Here is an 18412-nt window from a genome sequence, read left to right on the forward strand (position 1 = left end):
GGGGCGATTGCCTCTTCTCCCCCGGCCCCCCAGACCCCGCCCCCCCTCCCCTGTCCGTTTCTGACCCTCCCCTTGGGTGTGGGGGGGGCCCCCCCCCCCCCCCCCCCCCCCCCCCCACGGAGCCGGCCTCCTCCTCCACCGGGTCGGGTCATGAGCAACAGCAGCAGTTCCTTGGGCGAGTACCTCCGAGCACGGCGCGAAGCCCTCCGGCCGCAGGGCGTGGGCCTGCCGGAGCACGGCCTCCGACGGGTCCCGGGGCTGCGCCGCGAGGAGGTCGCGATGCTGGCGGGCGTGAGCGCCGACTACTACACGCGCCTGGAGCAGGGGCGCGAGACCAATCCCTCGCCCCAGGTCGTCGACGCCGTCGCGGCCGCCCTCCACCTCGACGGCGAGGCGCTCGACCACCTGCGCCGACTCGTCCGGGCACCCCAGGAACGCCGGGGCGCGCCCGCCGGGCACGAACGCGTCGGCCCCCAGCTGCGGCGACTGCTCGAAAGCTGGGCCGACACGCCCGCCTTCGTCCTGGGGCCCGCCCTGGACGTCCTGGCGCACAACCGCCTCGCCGGCGCCCTGCACAGCGGGTTCCAGAAGTTCGACAACCTGGCCCGGATGGCCTTCCTCGACCCCGCCGGCCGCTCCTTCTACCGGGACTGGGCGCGCTCCGCGCACTCCTGCGTCGCCGAACTCCGCGCCGCCCACGGACACCACCCCGACTTGCCGCGGATCGCCGAAGTCGTCGCCACCCTGCGCGCGCGGAGCCCGGAGTTCGGCGAGCTGTGGACCCGGCACGACGTGCGGGCCAAGACCCAGCAGTCGAAGCGGCTCGCGCACCCCGAGGTCGGTGCCCTGGAGATCGAGTTCTCCGCCTTCACCGTCAACGGCGCACCGCACCAGCAACTGGTCGTCTACCAGGCCGAACCCACCGCTGCCGCTGCCCTGGCCGGACTCCGCACCCGGGCCGGGCTCACCCCGACGACGCGGGTGGCACCGGCCCGGGCGCTCAGCACCGGCTGACCCGGCGCCCCCTTCGCGCCACACCCCCGACCCCGCGCGCCCTCCCGCCACACCCCCGACCCGGCCCGCCTCCATCGAGGCGGGCCGGGTGTTCCGTATCCGTCGGCGCGGGTCGACACCGCCGCGCGCCGCGGCGGGTGGGTGCCCGGCACCCGGGGACGGCGCGGCCTGGTTCCGGCCACGGCGGAGCGGCAGTCTGGCTCCGCGGCAGTCGCCGCACCCGCCGCCGGAAGGAACCCCGTGCACGTCTCCCACGCCCGCCCCACCGCCGAAGACGCCGCCCTCGCCCGGATTCGGAGCCTGCCCGCCGACCGGCGGCGGATCCTGTTCACCGGCGCCACCGTCGTCACCATGGACCCGGCGCTCGGCGTCCTCGACCGGGGCGACCTGCTCGTCGAGGGCGACACCGTCGCCGCCGTCGGGCCCGGCCTGAGCGCGGTCGACGCCGTGGTCGTCGACGCCACCGGTACGATCCTCTGCCCCGGCTTCGTCGACACCCACCGCCACGCCTGGGAGGCCCAGTTGCGCCGGATCATGCCGGACGTCGACGACCTGGGCGGCTACGTCACCGCGACCCTGGCCGGTTACGCCACCGTCTACCGGCCCGAGGACATGTACACCGGGACCAGGCTGGCCGCCCTGACCGCGATCGACAGCGGCATCACCACCATGCTGGACTTCTCCCACAACTCCCGTACCGGCGACCACTCCGACGCCGCCGTCCAGGCCCTCCTCGACACCGGCATCCGCGGCGTGCACGCCTCCATGGGCCCGCACTTCGGCACCTGGGGCCAGCAGTGGCCCGGCGACCTCACCCGGCTCAGGGACCGCTACTTCGGCAGCGACGACCAACTGCTCACCCTGCGCCTGGCAACCCTGGCCACCGAGGAGATCGCCGGCGCCGCGCTCGCCTACGGTCCCGAACTCGCCCGCGTCGCCCAGGACCTGGGCATCGGCGTGAGCGTGGACGCCGTCTTCGGCACGGCCTCCTCCGCGGCGGTGCTCCGCTGGGCGGAGCACCGCATCCTCGGCCCCGACGTCACCCTGATCCACGCCACCGGGCTCACCTCCGACGCCTGGAAGGCCATTGGGGAGACCGGCACCACCGTGGCGCTCGCCCCCACCTCCGACGCCCAGATCGGCCTGGAGACCGCGATCCCCGCCGTGGACGAGGCCCTCGCCGCCGGCGTCCGCCCCGGCCTGAGCATCGACGTCGAAGTCGCCCTGGCCAGCGACATGTTCACCCAGATGCGGACCCTGCACGCCATCCAGCGAATGCGCGCCGTCAACGCCGCCCACGGCACCGACCGGCAGCCCTCCCGGATCACCACCCACGACGTGCTGGACTTCGCCACCCTCCAGGGCGCCCGCACCAACGGCCTCGCCGCCGTCACCGGCTCCCTCACCCCGGGCAAGAAGGCCGACCTGCTGGTGGTCCGGGCCGAGGACCTCAACAACATGCCGCTCAACGACCCGATCGGCACGCTCGTCCTCGGCTCCGACGCCCGCAACATCGCCGCGGTCCTGATCGACGGTGAGCCCCGCAAGTGGAACGGACACGTCCTCGACGTCGACCTGACCGCCCTGCGCGCCGACGTCCACGCCTCCCGCGCCCACGTGCTGAGCGCCCCGGCCGCGAGCTGAGGTCCAGGGCGTGGCCACACCGCCGGTACTGCGGTGACATCGCCGGGGCCGGTCCCTCACCGGCCGCCGACGAGCGGCTCGGGCGACGACGACCGCCTCCGGCCGACCCGAGCAGCGCACCGGCCGGGCACCGTCGGGAGAGAGCCCACCTCGGGAGACGGCCGTCCTCAGGCGGGTTCCGCCGAGCCGGTGAGCCGGAGCTTGCGCTGGGCGCGCTGGTAGAAGGTGGTGCGGCCGAGCCGGACGACCCGCGAGGCGGCGGGGAGCATCGTCACCTCGACGACGTCGCCCGGCCGGACGCGGCCGACCAACAGGCCGTCGGCCTCGATGGCGAGGTCCCCGCTGTGCGGCAGGACCTCCAGGGCGAGCCGCTCCCCGCCGGACAGGAACACGGACCGGTTGAACGCCGCGTGCGGGGCCACCGGCGTCACCAGCAGGCCCTCGGCGTTGGGGGAGACGATCGGCCCCCCGGCGGAGAAGCTGTACGCCGTGGAGCCGGTCGGCGTGGCCACGACGACGGCGTCGGCGGTGTACGACACGAAGGGCTGCCCCTGGACCCGGACCGCCACGGCCGCCGACCGGTGCCCGGGGCTGCGCAGCAGCACCACGTCGTTGAGCGCCGTCTCCCGGGAGTCACCGAACGTGGCCTGGACACCGGAGCGGGACTCCACGGTGAACCGCAGATCGTCGATCGCGTCGAGGGCGTCCGGCAGCTCCGGGATGTCGACCTCGGCGAGGAAGCCCAGCCGCCCGACGTTGACGCCCAGCACCGGGACCCGGCCCCCGGCGACCAGCCGCATCGCGCGCAGCATCGTGCCGTCCCCGCCCAGGCTGATCAGCAGATCGGCGGTGGCGGCCATCTCCTCGGCCCCGACCGCCACGGCGTCGCACCCGATCCGGGCCACCTCCGCCGTCAGCCCGAGGACCTTGGCGTCCCGCGCCCGGCTCCAGCGGACCACGGTGGCCACGGTGGGTGCGCTGGTCCGTTCGGGGTGGAGCACCAGCCCCACCGTGCCGATGAATCCCATCCGGACCTCCTCGATCCCGATCGGCCCGCCTCGCTCCTCCCAGCATCCACCCGGACCGGGGGCGACGTCACCGGGACCCGGGCCGGCGCCCCCGGCACGCCGCCCCGCACACCGCCCCGGGCGGCCACGGTGCGTCATCGGCCGGGCGCCCGTCCCGTCCGCGATGATCGGGCGATGACCCTTCCGCTCCCCGCCGGCAGCCGCACCACGACCAGGCTGATCACCGCCGCGACCCTGCTGTTCGTGGCCTCGGAACCCGCACCGGCCGTCACCGGCCCCGCAGGCCCGGAGTCCGGCCGCTGCTCCTCGGTGGCCCACTCCCGGCCCGCCGAGGAGCTGACCCGGGCGATCACCCGGGTGGTGTCGGAGCGTCACAGCACCGTCGCCGTCGCGGTCGAGGACCCGGGCACCGGGCTGTCCTGCGCGGTCCGGGCCCGCGAGCGGTTCGACTCGGCCAGTGTCATCAAGGTGACGATCATGGGTGCGGTGCTGCGCCGCGCCCAGGACGAACGGCGCGCGCTGACGCCGTTCGAGGAGGACAACCTGCGGCCGATGATCGTCCAGTCGGACAACGACGCGGCCACCGCCCTCTGGCGGGACCTGGGGCGGGCGCGGCTGGCGGAGTTCCTGCGCCTCTCCGGCATGGCGGACACCGTCCTCGCGGAGGGCGACCGGTGGGGGCGCACCCAGATCACCGCCGGTGACGAGATGAAGCAGCTCGCCGTCTTCGCCGCACCGGGCCCGGTGCTCACCCCGGAGCACCGCGCGTTCGGCCTGGACCTGATGAACCAGGTCGAGGAGGACCAGGCCTGGGGCGCCCCGCTCGGCGCCCCCGACGGCACCACCGTCCACGTGAAGAACGGCTGGGCGCCGCGCGAGCGCCACGCCTGGCACGTGCACAGCCTCGGGATCTTCACCGACCCGGGCGAGCCGTACCGCATCGCGATCCTCACCCGGGACAACCCCAGCGAGGAGTACGGGATCGACACCGTCCAGGCGGTCGCGCAGGTCGTCCACGCCGCCCGGCTGGCGGCGGCGAGCCGGTGACCGACCGCCGCCACCCGGGCTCCCCGGCCGGAGCCGCCCCCGGCCCTCCGTGCTCAGGCGCGGAGGATGGCCGCGACGGCGTCCCGGACGGGCGTGGAGCCCGCGTTGAGTTCGAGGATCCGGCGGCCGATGCGGGGCTCGTGCAGCAGCTCCGCGAGCGTCGCGGCGACGTCCGCGCGGGGAATCCGGCCGTGGAACTCGGCCGGGCCGAGGGAGACGGCGCCCGCGCCGGGGCGTCGGCGTTCCCGAAGGCCTCCGCCGGCTCCGGCACGGACAGCTCGGCGAGGTGTCCGACCAGCGCGTGGACACCCAGCTCGGCGAGCTCCGCCCGCTGTTCCTCACGGCGTACGAGGCCACGGACGGTGTCGCCCCCGGCGAGCAGCTCCCGCGTGAGCAGGGCGCCGACCTTGCCCGTGATACCGAGGACGAAGACGTCCACCACGAAGGCTCCGATCGTTTCGGCAGGTCGGTCCGGGAGAGAGGCACCCGGCAGCGCCCGGGGTCCTGGGCGGGCGTCAGACGAAGGCGCCGATGCCCGTGGCGGCGCGGCCGACGATCAGGGTGTTGATCTCCCGGGTGCCCTCGTAGGAGTAGAGCGCCTCGGCGTCGGCGACGAAGCGGGCGATGCTGTAGTCCAGCACGATGCCGTTGCCCGCCAGCAGCTCGCGGCCCCAGCCGACGGTCTCCCGCATCCGGCTGGTGCAGTACGCCTTGGCCAGCGCGGAGTGCTCGTCCCGGAAGGTGCCGGCGTCCTCCAGCTGCGCCAGCCGCACCACCATGCCCAGGCAGGCGGTGGCGTTGCCGAGCATCCGCACCAGCAGGTCCTGGACGAGCTGGAAGCGGGCGATCGGGCCGCCGAACTGCTCGCGCTCACGGGTGTAGTCCAGGGCGATCCGGTAGGCGCCCAGCATCACCCCGACCGCCTCCCAGGCCACCCCGCTCCGGGTGTGCCGCAGCACGTCGGCGGTGTCGCGGAAGCCCTCCGCCCGCTGCAGCCGGTCCGCTTCGGGGACCAGGCACTCGGTGAGCACCACGTCCGCGTTCTCCACGGTGCGCAGGGCCATCTTGTTCTCGATCCTGGTGGCGGTGAAGCCGGGGTTGTCACCGTGCACCACGAAGCCCAGGACGTGGCCGCTCTCCTCGTCCTTGGCCCAGACGACCACCAGGTCCGCGAAGGTCGCGTTGCCGATCCAGCGCTTGGCGCCGTTGAGCACCCAGGTGTCGCCCTCGCGCCGGGCGGTGGTGCGCAGCCCGGCGGCGACGTCGGAGCCGCCCTGCGGCTCGGTCAGCGCGAAGGCGCCGATCTGCTCCATCCGGGTCATCGCCGGGAGCCAGCGCTCGCGCTGCTCCGGCGAGCCGCAGCGGGCGATGCTGCCCATCGCCAGCCCGGCGTGGACCCCGTAGAAGGTCGACAGGGAGGCGTCCACCCTGGCCATCTCCAGGGCGATGAAGCCGTTCAGCAGGCTGCTGGCGGGATTCTCCCGGTAGGCGAGGCCGCAGATGCCCAGCTCGGCGTAGCGGGGGATCAGGTGGTGCGGGAACGCGGCCCGGCCCCACCACTCGTTGGCGTGCGGGGCGACCTCCTGCCGCAGGAAGTCACGGACCCGCCGCAGCACCTCGGCCTCCTCGGGGACCAGCAGGTCCTCGAACCGGTACAGGTCCTCGACCAGTACGTCGTCGGTCATGGGTGTGCTCCTCGGCTCGGTGACGACAGGGGTGGCGACCTCGGTGCCGCCACCATGCCCCGCCTACCCCTTGATCGCCCTCCAAACGCAGCCCGGCGGACGGGTGACCCCGTACAGCGGCCCGGCCGCGGTCGACGTGCGGGAGGCGCGGATGCCGGCGAGTCGTCTCACGGCTCCTGGGCGCGGCCCGCGGCGGCGGCCCAGGCGAGGCCGATCACCACGGCGAGCACCATCAGCACCGCGCCGAGTCCGATGGACGTCCAGCCGCCGCTGGTCAGGCTGTTCAACTGCTCCTGGTAGGTGGCGTCGTGGGGCTCGGGCATGCCCTCGGAGAACGAGCCGGTGACCTTGGGGTGACAGACGTCGCCCGGCACCATCGGTTTGCCGTAGCAGGTGGGTACGGCGGTGTTCAGCTTGCTGACGCCGGACAGGATCAGGCCCGCCCCGCCGGCGAGTACGAGCAGCAGGATGACGAATCCCATGACCGGTGGACCCCCGTCCCGGCGCTGCCGCCGAACCGGCGCGCCCTCGTTCGCTTCGACGCGGCACCCGGCCCGGCCGGTTCCGCGGCCCGGCGGGTTCCTCGCCCCGACCGGGTTCCCCGCCTCGCCCGGCTCCCGGCCCGGGCGGGCGGGTTCAGCCGTGGGCCGCCTTGCCGTCGGCGGCGATCGCCGCCAGGCCCTTGTCGGTCGGGCCGTAGATCCGCCCGCCGCCCGCCCAGTACGGCACGGGGGTCGTCGAACCTCCGTTGGGGTGGAACCCGAAGGTCCAGCGGGGTGCGCCGGTGGCCGGGTCCAGGGCCCAGACCTTGCCGTGGACCCAGATGTAGACGGTGCCGTCCGCGTAGTGCGCCGCCATGTCGAGGAGCGGCGCGCTCGGCAGCGACCCCGACCAGTGGACGGCGCCGGTCCGGGCGTCGAAGGACTGGACGACCACCACTCCCTTCGCGTAGTGCGATCCCACGGCGAAGACGGTGGCGCCGTCGGGGCTCGCCACGGCGCTCCGGAAGTTCCACTCCCCGGCCGACTGCCACACCACCTTGCCGTCCGCCGGGTCGACCGCGTACAGCCGGTCGGCGAGGTGGAGGAAGTAGCCGCCGGCCGAGGTGTGCGGGCCGTCGGCGAAGTAGGGCAGCCCGGGCACGAGGGCGCCACTGCCGGGGGCCAGCTGCTCCCAGAGGCTCTTCCCGCCGTTGCCGGTGTCGAGGGCCTCCAGCTTCCCGGTCCTCCGGTAGGTGGTGAGGTCCATCGCGTAGGTCTCGAACAGCAGGCGGGTCCCGGCGGACGGGACGGAGAGCCTGGAGTTCTCCAGGACGTCGTGCGGGCGCACCAGTTGCCACCGGAGCCGGCCCGTGGCGGGCTCCACCGCCCAGACGAAGGCCGCCGCGTAGGTGACCGGGGCGGTCGGGTCGGCCAGGTGGAAGGTGCCCTTCGCCTCGCCGGCGACGTAGACGAGGCCGTCGAGGAGGCCGACCACCGAGGCGGACGGCGAGACGTGCAGGTCGGGCGGGGAGAGGGTCCAGGCGGTGGCGCCGGTCGCGAGGTCGACGGCCTTGAGGGCGTACGTCAGGTCGCCGGGGCCGCCGTAGCCCATCAGGTAGGCCATGGTGGTGTCGACGGCCACCGGGCGGTCGCCGAGGCCGGCCCCGGACGGCGAGGTGTAGTTGGTCAACGGCCCCCAGCGGGTCTGCCCGGCGCGGTCGACCGCCCACACGCCCGTCATCCCGGCGGCCACGACGGTGTCGCCGCTGCCGGTCAGCGCGATCACCGGTTCGACCAGCGGAACCGTCCAGAGCGGGGTGGCCACCACGTCCGTGTCCAGCGAGCGCGAGGAGTCGGTCGGGTCGGCGGCCGGCGCCGTCGCCGGGGGGCCACCGGCACCGGGGGTCTTCGGCTTCTCGGGCGCGCCGCCGCCGGTGAGGAACACCGTGCCGCCGCCGGCCGCGGCCACCACGACCCCGCCGGCCAGGCCGAGCAGCAGCTTGCGGCGACCGGGGCGGGGCCGGACGTCGACCGGTCCGAGCCGCACCGTCTGCCGCGCGGTCGCCGGCGAGTCCGGGCCCGCCGCCGGCTGCCCGGGCGGCAGCGGTGGCAGGGGCGGCAGGGGAGACAGCCCGGACGGCGGCTGGGCCGCCGCGGCGGACGACGGGGCCATCACGGCCGCCGCCTCCTCGATCGCCGCGACCAGCGCGGGGTGCAGCCACGTCCCCGGGGTCAGCGGTCCCGCGCCCTGGGAGGCGGCGAGCTGCTGCGGCGTCGGCCGGTCGCCCGGGGCCTTGGCCAGGCAGGCGGCGACCAGCAACCGAACTCCGGCGGGGACCGCCGCGAGGTCCGGCTCCTCGTGCACCACCTGGTACAGGACCTGCAGCGGATGCCCGCCGCCGAACGGCGCGGTCCCGCCGGTACCGGCGTAGGCCAGCGTCGAGCCGAGCGAGAACACGTCGCTCGGCGGGCCCGCCCGCTCGCCGCTCGCCTGTTCCGGCGACATGAAGGCGGCCGAGCCGAGGACGGTGCCCTCGGCGGTCAGCGCGGTGCCGTCGGCCGCCCGGGCGATGCCGAAGTCGATGACGTGCGGCCCGTCCAGCGCCAGCAGCACGTTGCTCGGCTTGAGGTCCCGGTGGGTCAGCCCGGCGGCGTGGATGTTCCTCAACTCCTCGGCGATCCCGGCCGCCAGGATGCGCAGCACGTGCTCGGGGAACGCGCCGACCAGCCGGACCGCCTCGTCCAGCGCGATCCCGGGCACGAAGGCGGTCGCCATCCAGGGCACGGGCGCGTCGGTGTCGGCGTCCACGACCGGGGCGGTGAACGCGGAGGAGGCCGCCCGGGCCGCGTTCACCTCGGCCCGGAAGCGGGCGCGGAACCCCGGGTCGGCGGCCAGTTCGGGCCGGACCACCTTGACCGCGACGGTCCGGCCGCCCGCCGACCGGCCGAGGTAGACCACCCCCATGCCCCCGGCGCCCAGCCTGCCGAGCAGGGCGTACGGGCCGATCCGGGTGGGGTCGGCGGGTTCCAGCCGGCGCATGCTCAGGCCCCTTTCGCGGGCAGCGAGGTGATCGTCCGGGTCGTCGTGTCGGAGACGCAGAGCCGTCCGGCGCCGGCGCTCCAGGCCAGCTTCGTGGCGTCCCGGCCCTTGAGCCCGGAGTACTTCCAGCGGGCCTTGCCGTCGGCCGGGTCGAGCGCCCACAGCACGGCGTCGGCGCCCATCCGGTAGAGGTTGCCGTCGGCGCGGAGCAGGCGGGCCCCGAGGAAGGGGGCGTCGGGGGAGTCGGGCGGCAGCGGGGTCCGCCAGCCGGGGCGGCCGTTCGCCGGGTCCAGGGTGCCGATCGAGCAGCCGCCGTCCCCGTCCCGCCAGAGGAGGTAGAGCAGGCGGCCGTCCTCGCTGGTGGCGAAGCCGTCACCGAGCTTCGAGGCGCCGACGACGCCGCTCGCCGTCCACGCCGGGCCGCCGGTGTCCGGGTCCAGGGCGGTCAGCGTGCCGTCCTTGTCCGGGGCGAGCACGTACCTCCCGGCGGTTCCGAGGCCGAACGCCGCGAGCCTGCGTTCCCAGACGGTCCCGCCCTTCGCGTCCAGGGCCTTCAGCTGGTCGAGGTCGGAGACCACGATCCGGTCGTCCGTCGGCACCGTCGACTGGAGCAGCATGGTGTCCTCGCCGTGGAACCAGAGGCTCTGCCGGGTGGCGAGGTCCACCGCCCAGACGTGGGTGCCGGCCGGGACGAGGTCACCGTGGTCGTTGCCGTCGCCGAAGCCGAGCCAGTAGGCCTTGCCGGCCCGGATCCCGGCGAAGGAGAGGACGCCCGCCGCGTTCTTCCGGCCCTGCGGCAGCCGCCAGTCGAGTCTGCCCTCGGCCAGGGTGAAGGCCAGGAGCTCGGGCGCCGTCGGTGACCCTCCGAAGGCGTAGAGCCGGTCGCCGTCGAGCCCGGCGACGGACCGCGGGGTGGTCGGGTCGATCGCGAACGCGCCGCCCACGGTGGCGCCGTCCACCGTCCACTTGGTGCGGCCGGTGTCGTCCACCCCCCAGATGTTGAGGATGGAGACGCCGACCACCACGCCGTCCGCGGAGAGCACCTGGGGACAGGGGTTCGGCTGGGTCGCCTGCCAGCTCGGCCCGATCTCGGGCACGTCGGCGCCGGAGGGGCGGACGGGGGCGGACGGCGTGCTGCCGCCCGTGCTGTCGGCCGGGCTGCCGGCCGTGGCGCCGCGGCCGCCCCGGTCGTTCAGCAGCGCGATCGTGGTGGTGGCCCCCGCAGCCGCGAGCACGCCGCCGCCGACGCCGAACAGCACCGTCCGGCGGCTCGGGCGGCGGGCGGGCACCGCGTCCTCGGGCGGCCGGGCCCCGGGGCCCGGGTCGGCGGGCAGCGGCGGCGCCGCGGGGGGAGCGCCGGGCGGGCCCGGGTCCGGGAGGGGCAGGGCGGTCAGCACACCGCGTGCGGCGATCACGTCCGTCGCGACGGCCGGCGGGAGCCAGCCGTCCGCCGGGTCCGGGCGGCCGATCCGCTCCACCAGCTCGACCAGTTGGCGCGGCGTCGGGCGGTGGTTCGGGTTCTTGGCGAGGCACCCGGCGACCAGGTGCCGGATCCCGTCCGGCAGACCGCTCAGGTCCGGGTCGGTGTTCACCACCCGGAACAGCACCGCCGCCCCGGCGCCGTCGCCGAACAGCCGGGTGCCGAGCGCGGCGTAGGCGACCGTCGAGCCCAGCGCGAACACGTCGCTCGCCGGGGTGAGCGGCTCGCCCAGCGCCTGTTCCGGCGACATGTACGGCGCCGACCCGATGACCGCGCCGGTCGTGGTCAGCCCGGTGCCGTCGGCCGCCCGGGAGATCCCGAAGTCGATGACGTGCGGCCCGTCCAGTGCCAGCAGCGCGTTGCCGGGCTTCAGGTCACGGTGGATCAGCCCGGCCCGGTGCACCTCGGTCAGCGCCTCCGCCAGCCCGGCGGCCAGCGTCCGCACGGTCACCCCGGGCAGCGGGCCGTGCCGGGCCACCGCGTCCTGGAGCGGGACGCCGACCACGAACGCGGTCGCCATCCAGGGCGTGGCGGCCTCGGTGTCGGCGTCCACCACCGGGGCGGTGAACGCCCCGGAGACCTGCCGGGCCGCCGCGACCTCCTGCCGGAAGCGCGCCCGGAAGGACCCGTCCCCGGCCAGGTCCGGCCGCACCACCTTGACCGCGACGGTCCGCCCGCCGGCCGACCGCCCCAGATACACCGCGCCCATGCCGCCGGCCCCGAGCCGCCCCATGAGCGTGTACGGCCCGGCCTGACGTGGGTCCCCGGCCCCGAGTCGCTCCAACGTGTCCCCCTCCCGTGAGCCCTCACAGGCTAGGGGGAACGGTGGGGTCATGACAGGCGATCACCGGTTTCCCGCAGGAACCCGGTCCGGCCGCGAAGTCCTCCACGGCGACCACGTGCCCCTGCGGGGCGATCGTGTGCCGGCCGACGTTGTTGATGCCGACGAGGACCGACACCACGTCCGGGCGCGCGTCGAGCACGTCCGCCTGCCAACGGGCTTCGAGGTCCCGCACCTTGTCGCCCGGGACCGCGGAGGTCAGCCAGGTCACGGCCCGCTCGGGGTGCCGCAGCCCCCACTCGCCCGCGATCCGCAGCGGGTAGCCGGAGCCGAGGCCGTGCTCGGTCGCCGGCCGCCCGCAGTCGGTGATCGAATCGCCGGTGAACATCACCGTGCTCCCGGAGCGGAGGTTGATCGTCATGGGCGTGCTGCTGGAACTCGGTCGAGCAGGCGAGAGGAGGGGAGAGGAGGGGAGGAGCCGGGACCGCGTCAGGACGCCGGAGCGCCGAACCACCGGTCGGCGGCGGAGGCGAGCGACTTGCGGTCGGGGTCGTGGCCGTCCGCCCAGGCGACGGTGCCGTCGGGCCGGACGAGTACGGCGCCGAACCCGAGGTCGTTCGCGGCCGGCCCGGCCGCGTACCGGATCCGGCTCTCCCGGTCCCCGGCCACCTCGCGCAGGTGCCGGTCGGCCGTGAAGTCGAGCAGGACGCCCCGGCCGTCCCGCAGCAGCTCGCCGAGGCGGGTCCCGTCCCCGAGGAGGAAGTCCGGGGCGCTGCGGCCGACCAGCGGGTTCTCGTCGCCGAGGTCGTAGCGGACCGAGGCGCCCGATATCCGCTCGAACACGAAGGTCGCTCCGTCACGGGTGCCGATCAGCTCGCGCACCACCGCCTGGATCGCCCGCCCGTGCGGGTCCGGGCGCATGGCCGCCACCTGGGCGCGCGTCCAGTCGAGCACCGCGGCGCCGACCGGGTGGCGCTCCCGGGTGTAGCTGTCGAGGAGTCCGTCCGGCGCGTGCCCGTGCACGGTCGCCGCGAGCTTCCAGCCCAGGTTCACGGCGTCGCCGATGCCGGTGTTGAGCCCCTGGCCGCCCAGCGGGGAGTGGATGTGCGCGGCGTCGCCCGCGAGCAGGACGCGCCCCTGCCGGTAGGTCGTCGTCTGCATCGCCCGGTCGGTGAAGGTCGACACCAGGTCGACCTCGCCCAGCGTCACGTCCGTCCCGGAGACCCGGCGCAGCACCGACTGGAGGTGCTCGCGGGTGGGAGTCTGCGAGCGGTCGAACGCGCCGCCGTCGAAGTCCATCATGGCGACGTGCCCCTTGCCGGGCATCCGGACGTACAGGCCCGTCGGCGTGAGGTTGAAGCCGAAACCCAGCTCCTCGGGATCGGCCAGGGTGGTGCGCATCGAGTAGCCGGTGAGCTGCGGCCCGGTGCCGACGAAGTCGAAGCCCGCGAGCCGGCGCACGGCACTGCGTCCGCCGTCGCAGCCGACCAGCCACCGCGCCGGGTACGCGTCCTCGCCCGCCCGGGCCACCACGCCCTCGTCGTCCTGGGTGACCGCCGCGACCGTGACGCCGCGCCTGATCTCCACGCCGAGTGCGGCGGCCCGCTCGGACAGCAGCCCCTCGACCACGTCGAGGGACGCCATCATGCTCTCCGTGGCCGAGCCGGGAAGCCGGAACGGCAGGGCGGCGACGTCGATCCTGGCCGGGTCGAGCATCATTCCGCCGAAGTGGCCGCCCAGGCGCGGCCGGGCCGACTCGGGAGCGTCGTCGAGACCGGCGGCCTTCCGCAGCCGGTCCAGCAGCCCCCGGCGGTGGAACGCCTCGGCCGACGCGGTGTTGAGGCCCCGGCTCCCGAGCGGCGCCGCCCGCCAGGGGGAGCCGGGCTCGGCCTCCCGTTCGAGAACCAGGACCGAACAGCCCGCGAGGCCGAGCTCACAGGCGAGGAACAGACCGACCGGGCCGGCGCCCACGATTACCACGTCATGCACGGGAACTCCCCTCCGAAGCCTGAACCCTTCAGGCACTCCGAGGTTCCACCGGGCCACTGATGGATCGCACACAGCTCACTGACACGACATCACAGGCCGCTGACAGCAAGCCTGCACGGGCGGACGGGTGTACCGGCGGTGCGCCGGCAGCACGACCGGCAGGAGGGGGCGGCCGCGGCCGGCGGGAGACGGACCGGTCAGACGCTACCGGTCAGGCGCCGTCGACGGTCTCGGTGCGGTGGACGCGCAAACCCCGGCGCAGGTAGTTGCCCAGCGCGGTCGGGTGGTCGTTCGAATCGGTGTGCAGCCACACCCTGCGGACCGACTCCGCCTCGAACGGCTCGGTCGCCCAGGCCTGCCGCAGGGCGAGGGTGAGCGCATGGCCGCCGAGCCCCTGCCCGACGTACTCCGGCAGGAGCCCGAAGGTGACGATCTCCACCTCCCCGCCGGCCTGGGGCTCCAGGGCGGCGATCCCGGCCGTCGTGCCCGACAGTTCGACCAGCCAGTACTGGCGGCGCGGGTGCGCCCGCTCCAGCTCCGTCCACTGCTGGTCGGTCCGGCTGGAACTGCGCCAGCCGTACGCGGCCCCGACCCGGGCCTGGACCGAACGCACCAGCGCCGACAAGCCCTCCTCGCGCCGCAGCTCCATCCCGGGCACCGCCCGACCCGGCGTCAGCTCCTCGCGACCGGTCATCTCCAGATACGTGACGATCTTTCCCATCCCGGCACGCTACCGGGCCGGGCGCCGCTCCCGCACCGGAGGGTGCGAGCACCACGGGCCGCCCGGGGCCCGAACCGGGGGCCGCGGTAAGCACCGTAGGCCTCGGACGTCATGATGGACCGGATTCTCCGGCGGCCCCACCGGACGACCCACACCCTGCGACCGACGGCACCCTCCTGGAGACGACATGAGTCCCGCCCCGCTTCCCCTGCTGCTGCCGGACGGCCGGCCCGCCGCCCGCGCCTGGACGCTGGACCCGGCGCTGACCCACCTCAACCACGGCTCCTTCGGCGCCGTACCGGAGGTCGCGCAGCAGGAGCAGCAGCGCCTGCGCGCCGAGATGGACCGGGCGCCGGTGGTGTGGTTCCCGGCCCTGCCCGTGCGGGTGGCGGCCGCCCGGTCGAAGGTCGCGGACTTCCTGCGGGTCGACCCGCGCGACCTAGCCCTCGTGCCCAACGCCAGCGCGGGCGCGAGCGTCGTGTACGGCAACCTCCCGGCCCGGCCCGGCGGCGAGGTGCTGGTCACCGACCACGGCTACGGCGCCGTCACCATGGGCGCCGAGCGGCTGGCCCGCCGCTGGGGCGGCAGCGTCCGGACGGCACGGGTGCCGCTCGACGCCACGGCCGAGGAGGCCTGCGCCGCGGTGCTCGCCGAGGTCACCGACCGGACCGCGCTGATCGTCCTCGACCACATCACCTCGGCCACCGCCCGCTGGATGCCGGTGAAGGAGATCGGCGCGGCGGCCCGGGAGCTGGGCATCCCCGTGCTGATAGACGGGGCCCACGTACCGGGCCTGGCCGAAGACCCCCTGGCCGGGCTGGAGTTCGACGTCTGGGTCGGCAACCTGCACAAGTTCGGCTGCTCCCCGCGCGGCGCCTCGGCCCTGGTGGTCCGCAGCGAACTCCGTCACCAGCTCTACCCGTTGATCGACTCCTGGGCGGCCGAAGCCCCGTTCCCCGAGCGCTTCGACACCCAGGGCACGATCGACGCCAGCAGCTACCTGGCGGCCCCGGCGGCGCTGGGCTTCATCGAGCGGACCTGGGGCTGGGCGGCCGCCCGCGACTACCTCCGCGAGCTGGCGGACTACGCCGAACGCATCGTCGGCGAGGCCGTCACGAAGCTGACCGGCGAGAGCGCCGCCGTCGACGTCGGCATGCCGGTGAACGCCCTGCGGCTGGTCCGGCTCCCCGACGGCCTGGCCGCCACCCGCCTCGAAGCCGACGCCCTGCGCGACCGGGTCGCGGCCGAGCTGGGCGTCGAGGCCGCGTTCACCAGCTTCGACGGCGTCGGTTACTTCCGCCTCTCGACCCACGTCTACAACACGGCCGCCGACTACGAGGACTTCGCCGAGCGCTGCGTCCCCGTGCTCGGCAGCTGGGCCCGCGGTACGGCGGAGCGGCACTGAGCCGGACTCCGCCGGGAGGCCGCCACCTCCCGTCGGAGTCCTTCGAGCCCCGGGACGCAACCGGCGGCTCGGGAGAGAACCGAGGCCGGCCGCCCGGCCCGGCTCCGTACACTGGCGGGCATGGCATGCCGCATCAGTGAGCTGGTCATCGACTGTGCCGACCCCGAGCAGCTCGCCGCGTTCTGGAGCGAGGTCCTCGGCTACGTCGAACTCGGCCGGGAGGCCGACGGGAGCATCGAGATCGGGCCGCCCGGCGTCGGCTTCGGCGGCCCGCAGCCCACCCTGGTCCTCAGCCCCAGTGGTGACCCCCGGCCCGGGAGGAAGCTCCGGCTGCACATCGACGTCAGCCCCACCGACCGGGACCAGGACGCCGAACTGGCCCGGCTGCTCGCGCTCGGCGCCAGGCCCGTCGACATCGGCCAGACCGGCGCCGAGGACTGGCACGTGCTGGCCGACCCGGAGGGCAACGAGTTCTGCCTCCTGCACACCCGGCTCCAGCCCCGCTGACCCGCTGAGCGACCGCCCGCGGCGCTGCGCTGTCCGGGTGTGGTCCGGGCGAGGCGGCGGTGCGGTCCGCGGGCGCTCCGGGTGAGGCCCCCGGAAGGACCCGGCGAGCCCCGGGAGGCCGAAGGCGCGCGGCCAGACCGTGCAGGATCCGGGAACCCCGGGAGAATCGGAGGCGGACCGGTTCGGCCGCGCGTCGGCCGCCCGGTTCCGCCGGTTCCACCGCCCGCACCCGTACCGCCCAGTGCAGAGGAGCACCCCATGCCCGACTTCCACCCGGAGCACGATCGCCTGGTCGTCAGGCCGATCGGGGAACCCGCCGCCGACGCCGACACCCGTACGGGCGAGGTGGTGGCGGTGGGACCCGGCCGGCCGCTGGAGAGCGGCAAGCCGCACCCGGTGGACGTCAAGGTCGGCGACCGGATCGTCTTCGCCACGTTCTCGGGCTCGGAGATCGAGGTCGCGGGGGAGCGGTACCTGGAGGTCCCCGAGGACGAGGTCCTCTCGCTGTCCGCCGAGTAGGAGCCCGCCGAGGAGGAGAACGTCATGACCGAGCAGTCGAAGGCCCGGATCGGCGTCACCGGACTGGCCGTGATGGGCCGCAACCTGGCCAGGAACTTCGCCCGCCACGGCTACCGCGTCGCCGTGCACAACCGCACCCGGGCCAGGACCACCGCCCTGCTGGAGGAGTTCGGGCACGAGGGCGAGTTCGTCCCGGCCGACTCGCCGGAGGCGTTCGTCGCGGCGATCGAACGCCCGCGCATGATCGTCATCATGGTCAAGGCCGGGGAGCCGACCGACGCGGTCATCGACGAACTCGTCCCGCTGCTCGACGAGGGCGACGTGCTGGTGGACGGCGGGAACGCCCACTTCCTCGACACCCGACGGCGGGAGGCCGCCCTGCGCGGGCGCGGGCTGCACTTCGTCGGCAGCGGCATCTCCGGCGGTGAGCAGGGCGCGCTGGAGGGCCCCAGCATCATGCCGGGCGGCACGGCGGAGGCGTACCGGCTGCTGGGACCGCTGCTGGAGGACATCGCGGCCCGGGTCGACGGCAAGCCCTGCTGCACGCACGTCGGACCGGACGGCGCCGGCCACTTCGTCAAGATGGTCCACAACGGCATCGAGTACGCGGACATGCAGCTGATCGCCGAGGCCTACGACCTGCTGCGCCACGCCGCGGGCCTGCAACCGCCGCAGATCGCCGAGGTGTTCCGCACCTGGAACGGCGGGCGGCTGGAGTCCTACCTGATCGAGATCACCGCGGACATCCTCGCCCACACCGACGCGGACACCGGCCGGCCCTTCGTCGACGTCGTGCTGGACCGGGCCGAGCAGAAGGGCACCGGGCGCTGGACGGTCCAGACCGCGCTGGAGCTGGGGGTGCCCGTCGGAGGCATCGCCGAGGCGGTCTTCGCCCGGTCGCTGTCCGGCGGCGTGTCCCTGCGCGAGGCGGGCCGCGGCCTGCCCGGACCGACCGAGACCTGGCTGGACAGCGCCGCCGCCGACCGCTTCGCCGACGACGTCGAGCAGGCCCTGTACGCCTCCAAGATGGTCGCGTACGCCCAGGGCTTCCAGCAGATCCAGGCCGGCAGCGCCGAGTACTCCTGGCGGATCGACCCCGGCGAGATGGCCGCCATCTGGCGCGGCGGATGCATCATCAGGGCCAGGTTCCTCGACCGGATCAAGGCCGCCTACGACGGGAACCGGGAGCTGCCCACCCTGCTGACCGACGCCCACTTCACGGAGGCGCTCGGGTCCGCCCAGTCGGCCTGGCGGCGGGTGGTCTCGACGGCGGCCCAGCTGGGCGTGCCGGCGCCGGGCTTCGCGACCGCGCTCGCGTACTACGACAGCCTGCGGGCCGAGCGGCTGCCGGCCGCCCTGGTCCAGGGGCAGCGGGACTTCTTCGGCGCGCACACCTACCGGCGGGTCGACCGCGACGGGGTCTTCCACACCCGCTGGGAGGAGCCGCAGCGCCCGGAGGAGCGGCGCTGAGCGGCCCGCCCGAAGCGTGGGGGGGGGGGGGGGGGGGGGGGGGGGCAGGGGGGGGGGGGGGGGGGGGGGGGGGGGGAGGGGGGGGGGGGGGGGGGGCGGGG

General features: G+C 75.1%; 15 protein-coding genes. 7 read left to right on the top strand and 8 right to left on the bottom strand.

All coding sequences use genetic code 11. From position 1 onward, the window contains the following. The first annotated feature begins 150 nt into the window (after nt 1-150). Both ACZ4UX_RS20115 and ACZ4UX_RS20120 read left to right on the top strand, forming a co-directional pair. A complete protein-coding gene (locus ACZ4UX_RS20115) occupies nt 151-1014 on the top strand; it encodes a helix-turn-helix domain-containing protein (protein ID WP_465707631.1) in 864 nt (287 codons plus the stop codon). A gap of 240 nt (nt 1015-1254) precedes the next feature. Next, entirely contained in the window at nt 1255-2658 is a 1404-nt protein-coding gene (locus ACZ4UX_RS20120) for an amidohydrolase family protein (protein ID WP_465707632.1), read from the top strand. A gap of 167 nt (nt 2659-2825) precedes the next feature. On the opposite strand, the gene ACZ4UX_RS20125 is transcribed toward ACZ4UX_RS20120, so the two are convergent. After that, a complete protein-coding gene (locus tag ACZ4UX_RS20125; protein WP_359838649.1) occupies nt 2826-3686 on the bottom strand; it encodes an NAD(+)/NADH kinase in 861 nt (286 codons plus the stop codon). Nucleotides 3687-3860: 174 nt separating this feature from the next. Here ACZ4UX_RS20125 and ACZ4UX_RS20130 point away from each other — a divergent pair, with 174 nt between their 5' ends. Further along, the gene (locus ACZ4UX_RS20130) at nt 3861-4733 is read left to right on the top strand and encodes a serine hydrolase (RefSeq protein ID WP_465707633.1); all 873 of its coding nucleotides are present in this window, start codon (nt 3861-3863) and stop codon (nt 4731-4733) included. A 515-nt stretch (nt 4734-5248) separates the two neighbouring features. On the opposite strand, the gene ACZ4UX_RS20135 is transcribed toward ACZ4UX_RS20130, so the two are convergent. The 7 genes from ACZ4UX_RS20135 to ACZ4UX_RS20165 all read right to left on the bottom strand — a co-directional run bounded on the left by ACZ4UX_RS20135 (nt 5249) and on the right by ACZ4UX_RS20165 (nt 14410). Next, nucleotides 5249-6418, bottom strand: coding sequence for an acyl-CoA dehydrogenase family protein (locus tag ACZ4UX_RS20135; protein ID WP_329485452.1), 1170 nt, complete (start codon nt 6416-6418; stop codon nt 5249-5251). Nucleotides 6419-6585: 167 nt separating this feature from the next. Beyond that, entirely contained in the window at nt 6586-6900 is a 315-nt protein-coding gene (locus ACZ4UX_RS20140; protein WP_329485450.1) for a hypothetical protein, read from the bottom strand. Nucleotides 6901-7054: 154 nt separating this feature from the next. Next, complete coding sequence (locus tag ACZ4UX_RS20145; RefSeq protein WP_465707634.1) at nt 7055-9439, bottom strand: protein kinase domain-containing protein; 2385 nt, start codon at nt 9437-9439, stop codon at nt 7055-7057. A 2-nt stretch (nt 9440-9441) separates the two neighbouring features. Beyond that, complete coding sequence (locus tag ACZ4UX_RS20150) at nt 9442-11703, bottom strand: protein kinase domain-containing protein (protein WP_465707635.1); 2262 nt, start codon at nt 11701-11703, stop codon at nt 9442-9444. A 22-nt stretch (nt 11704-11725) separates the two neighbouring features. Beyond that, nucleotides 11726-12121, bottom strand: coding sequence for a GDSL-type esterase/lipase family protein (locus ACZ4UX_RS20155; protein ID WP_465707636.1), 396 nt, complete (start codon nt 12119-12121; stop codon nt 11726-11728). Between the two features lie 68 nt (nt 12122-12189). Continuing rightward, entirely contained in the window at nt 12190-13689 is a 1500-nt protein-coding gene (locus ACZ4UX_RS20160; RefSeq protein WP_465707637.1) for an FAD-dependent oxidoreductase, read from the bottom strand. Between the two features lie 211 nt (nt 13690-13900). Next, nucleotides 13901-14410 carry a GNAT family N-acetyltransferase gene (locus tag ACZ4UX_RS20165; protein WP_465707638.1) on the bottom strand — a complete coding sequence of 170 codons (510 nt, stop codon included), beginning with the start codon at nt 14408-14410 and terminating at the stop codon, nt 13901-13903. Nucleotides 14411-14597: 187 nt separating this feature from the next. Between ACZ4UX_RS20165 and ACZ4UX_RS20170 the strand changes: the two genes are divergently transcribed. From ACZ4UX_RS20170 to gndA, 4 genes are all read left to right on the top strand, one after another. After that, entirely contained in the window at nt 14598-15815 is a 1218-nt protein-coding gene (locus ACZ4UX_RS20170; protein ID WP_465707639.1) for an aminotransferase class V-fold PLP-dependent enzyme, read from the top strand. Nucleotides 15816-15935: 120 nt separating this feature from the next. Then, nucleotides 15936-16322 carry a VOC family protein gene (locus tag ACZ4UX_RS20175; protein ID WP_465707640.1) on the top strand — a complete coding sequence of 129 codons (387 nt, stop codon included), beginning with the start codon at nt 15936-15938 and terminating at the stop codon, nt 16320-16322. Between the two features lie 258 nt (nt 16323-16580). Then, a complete protein-coding gene (locus ACZ4UX_RS20180; RefSeq protein WP_329485443.1) occupies nt 16581-16841 on the top strand; it encodes a co-chaperone GroES in 261 nt (86 codons plus the stop codon). A 24-nt stretch (nt 16842-16865) separates the two neighbouring features. Continuing rightward, entirely contained in the window at nt 16866-18311 is a 1446-nt protein-coding gene (gene gndA, locus ACZ4UX_RS20185; RefSeq protein ID WP_465707641.1) for an NADP-dependent phosphogluconate dehydrogenase, read from the top strand. Nucleotides 18312-18412: the final 101 nt, after the last annotated feature.

The organism is Kitasatospora sp. NPDC028961, assembly GCF_055564815.1.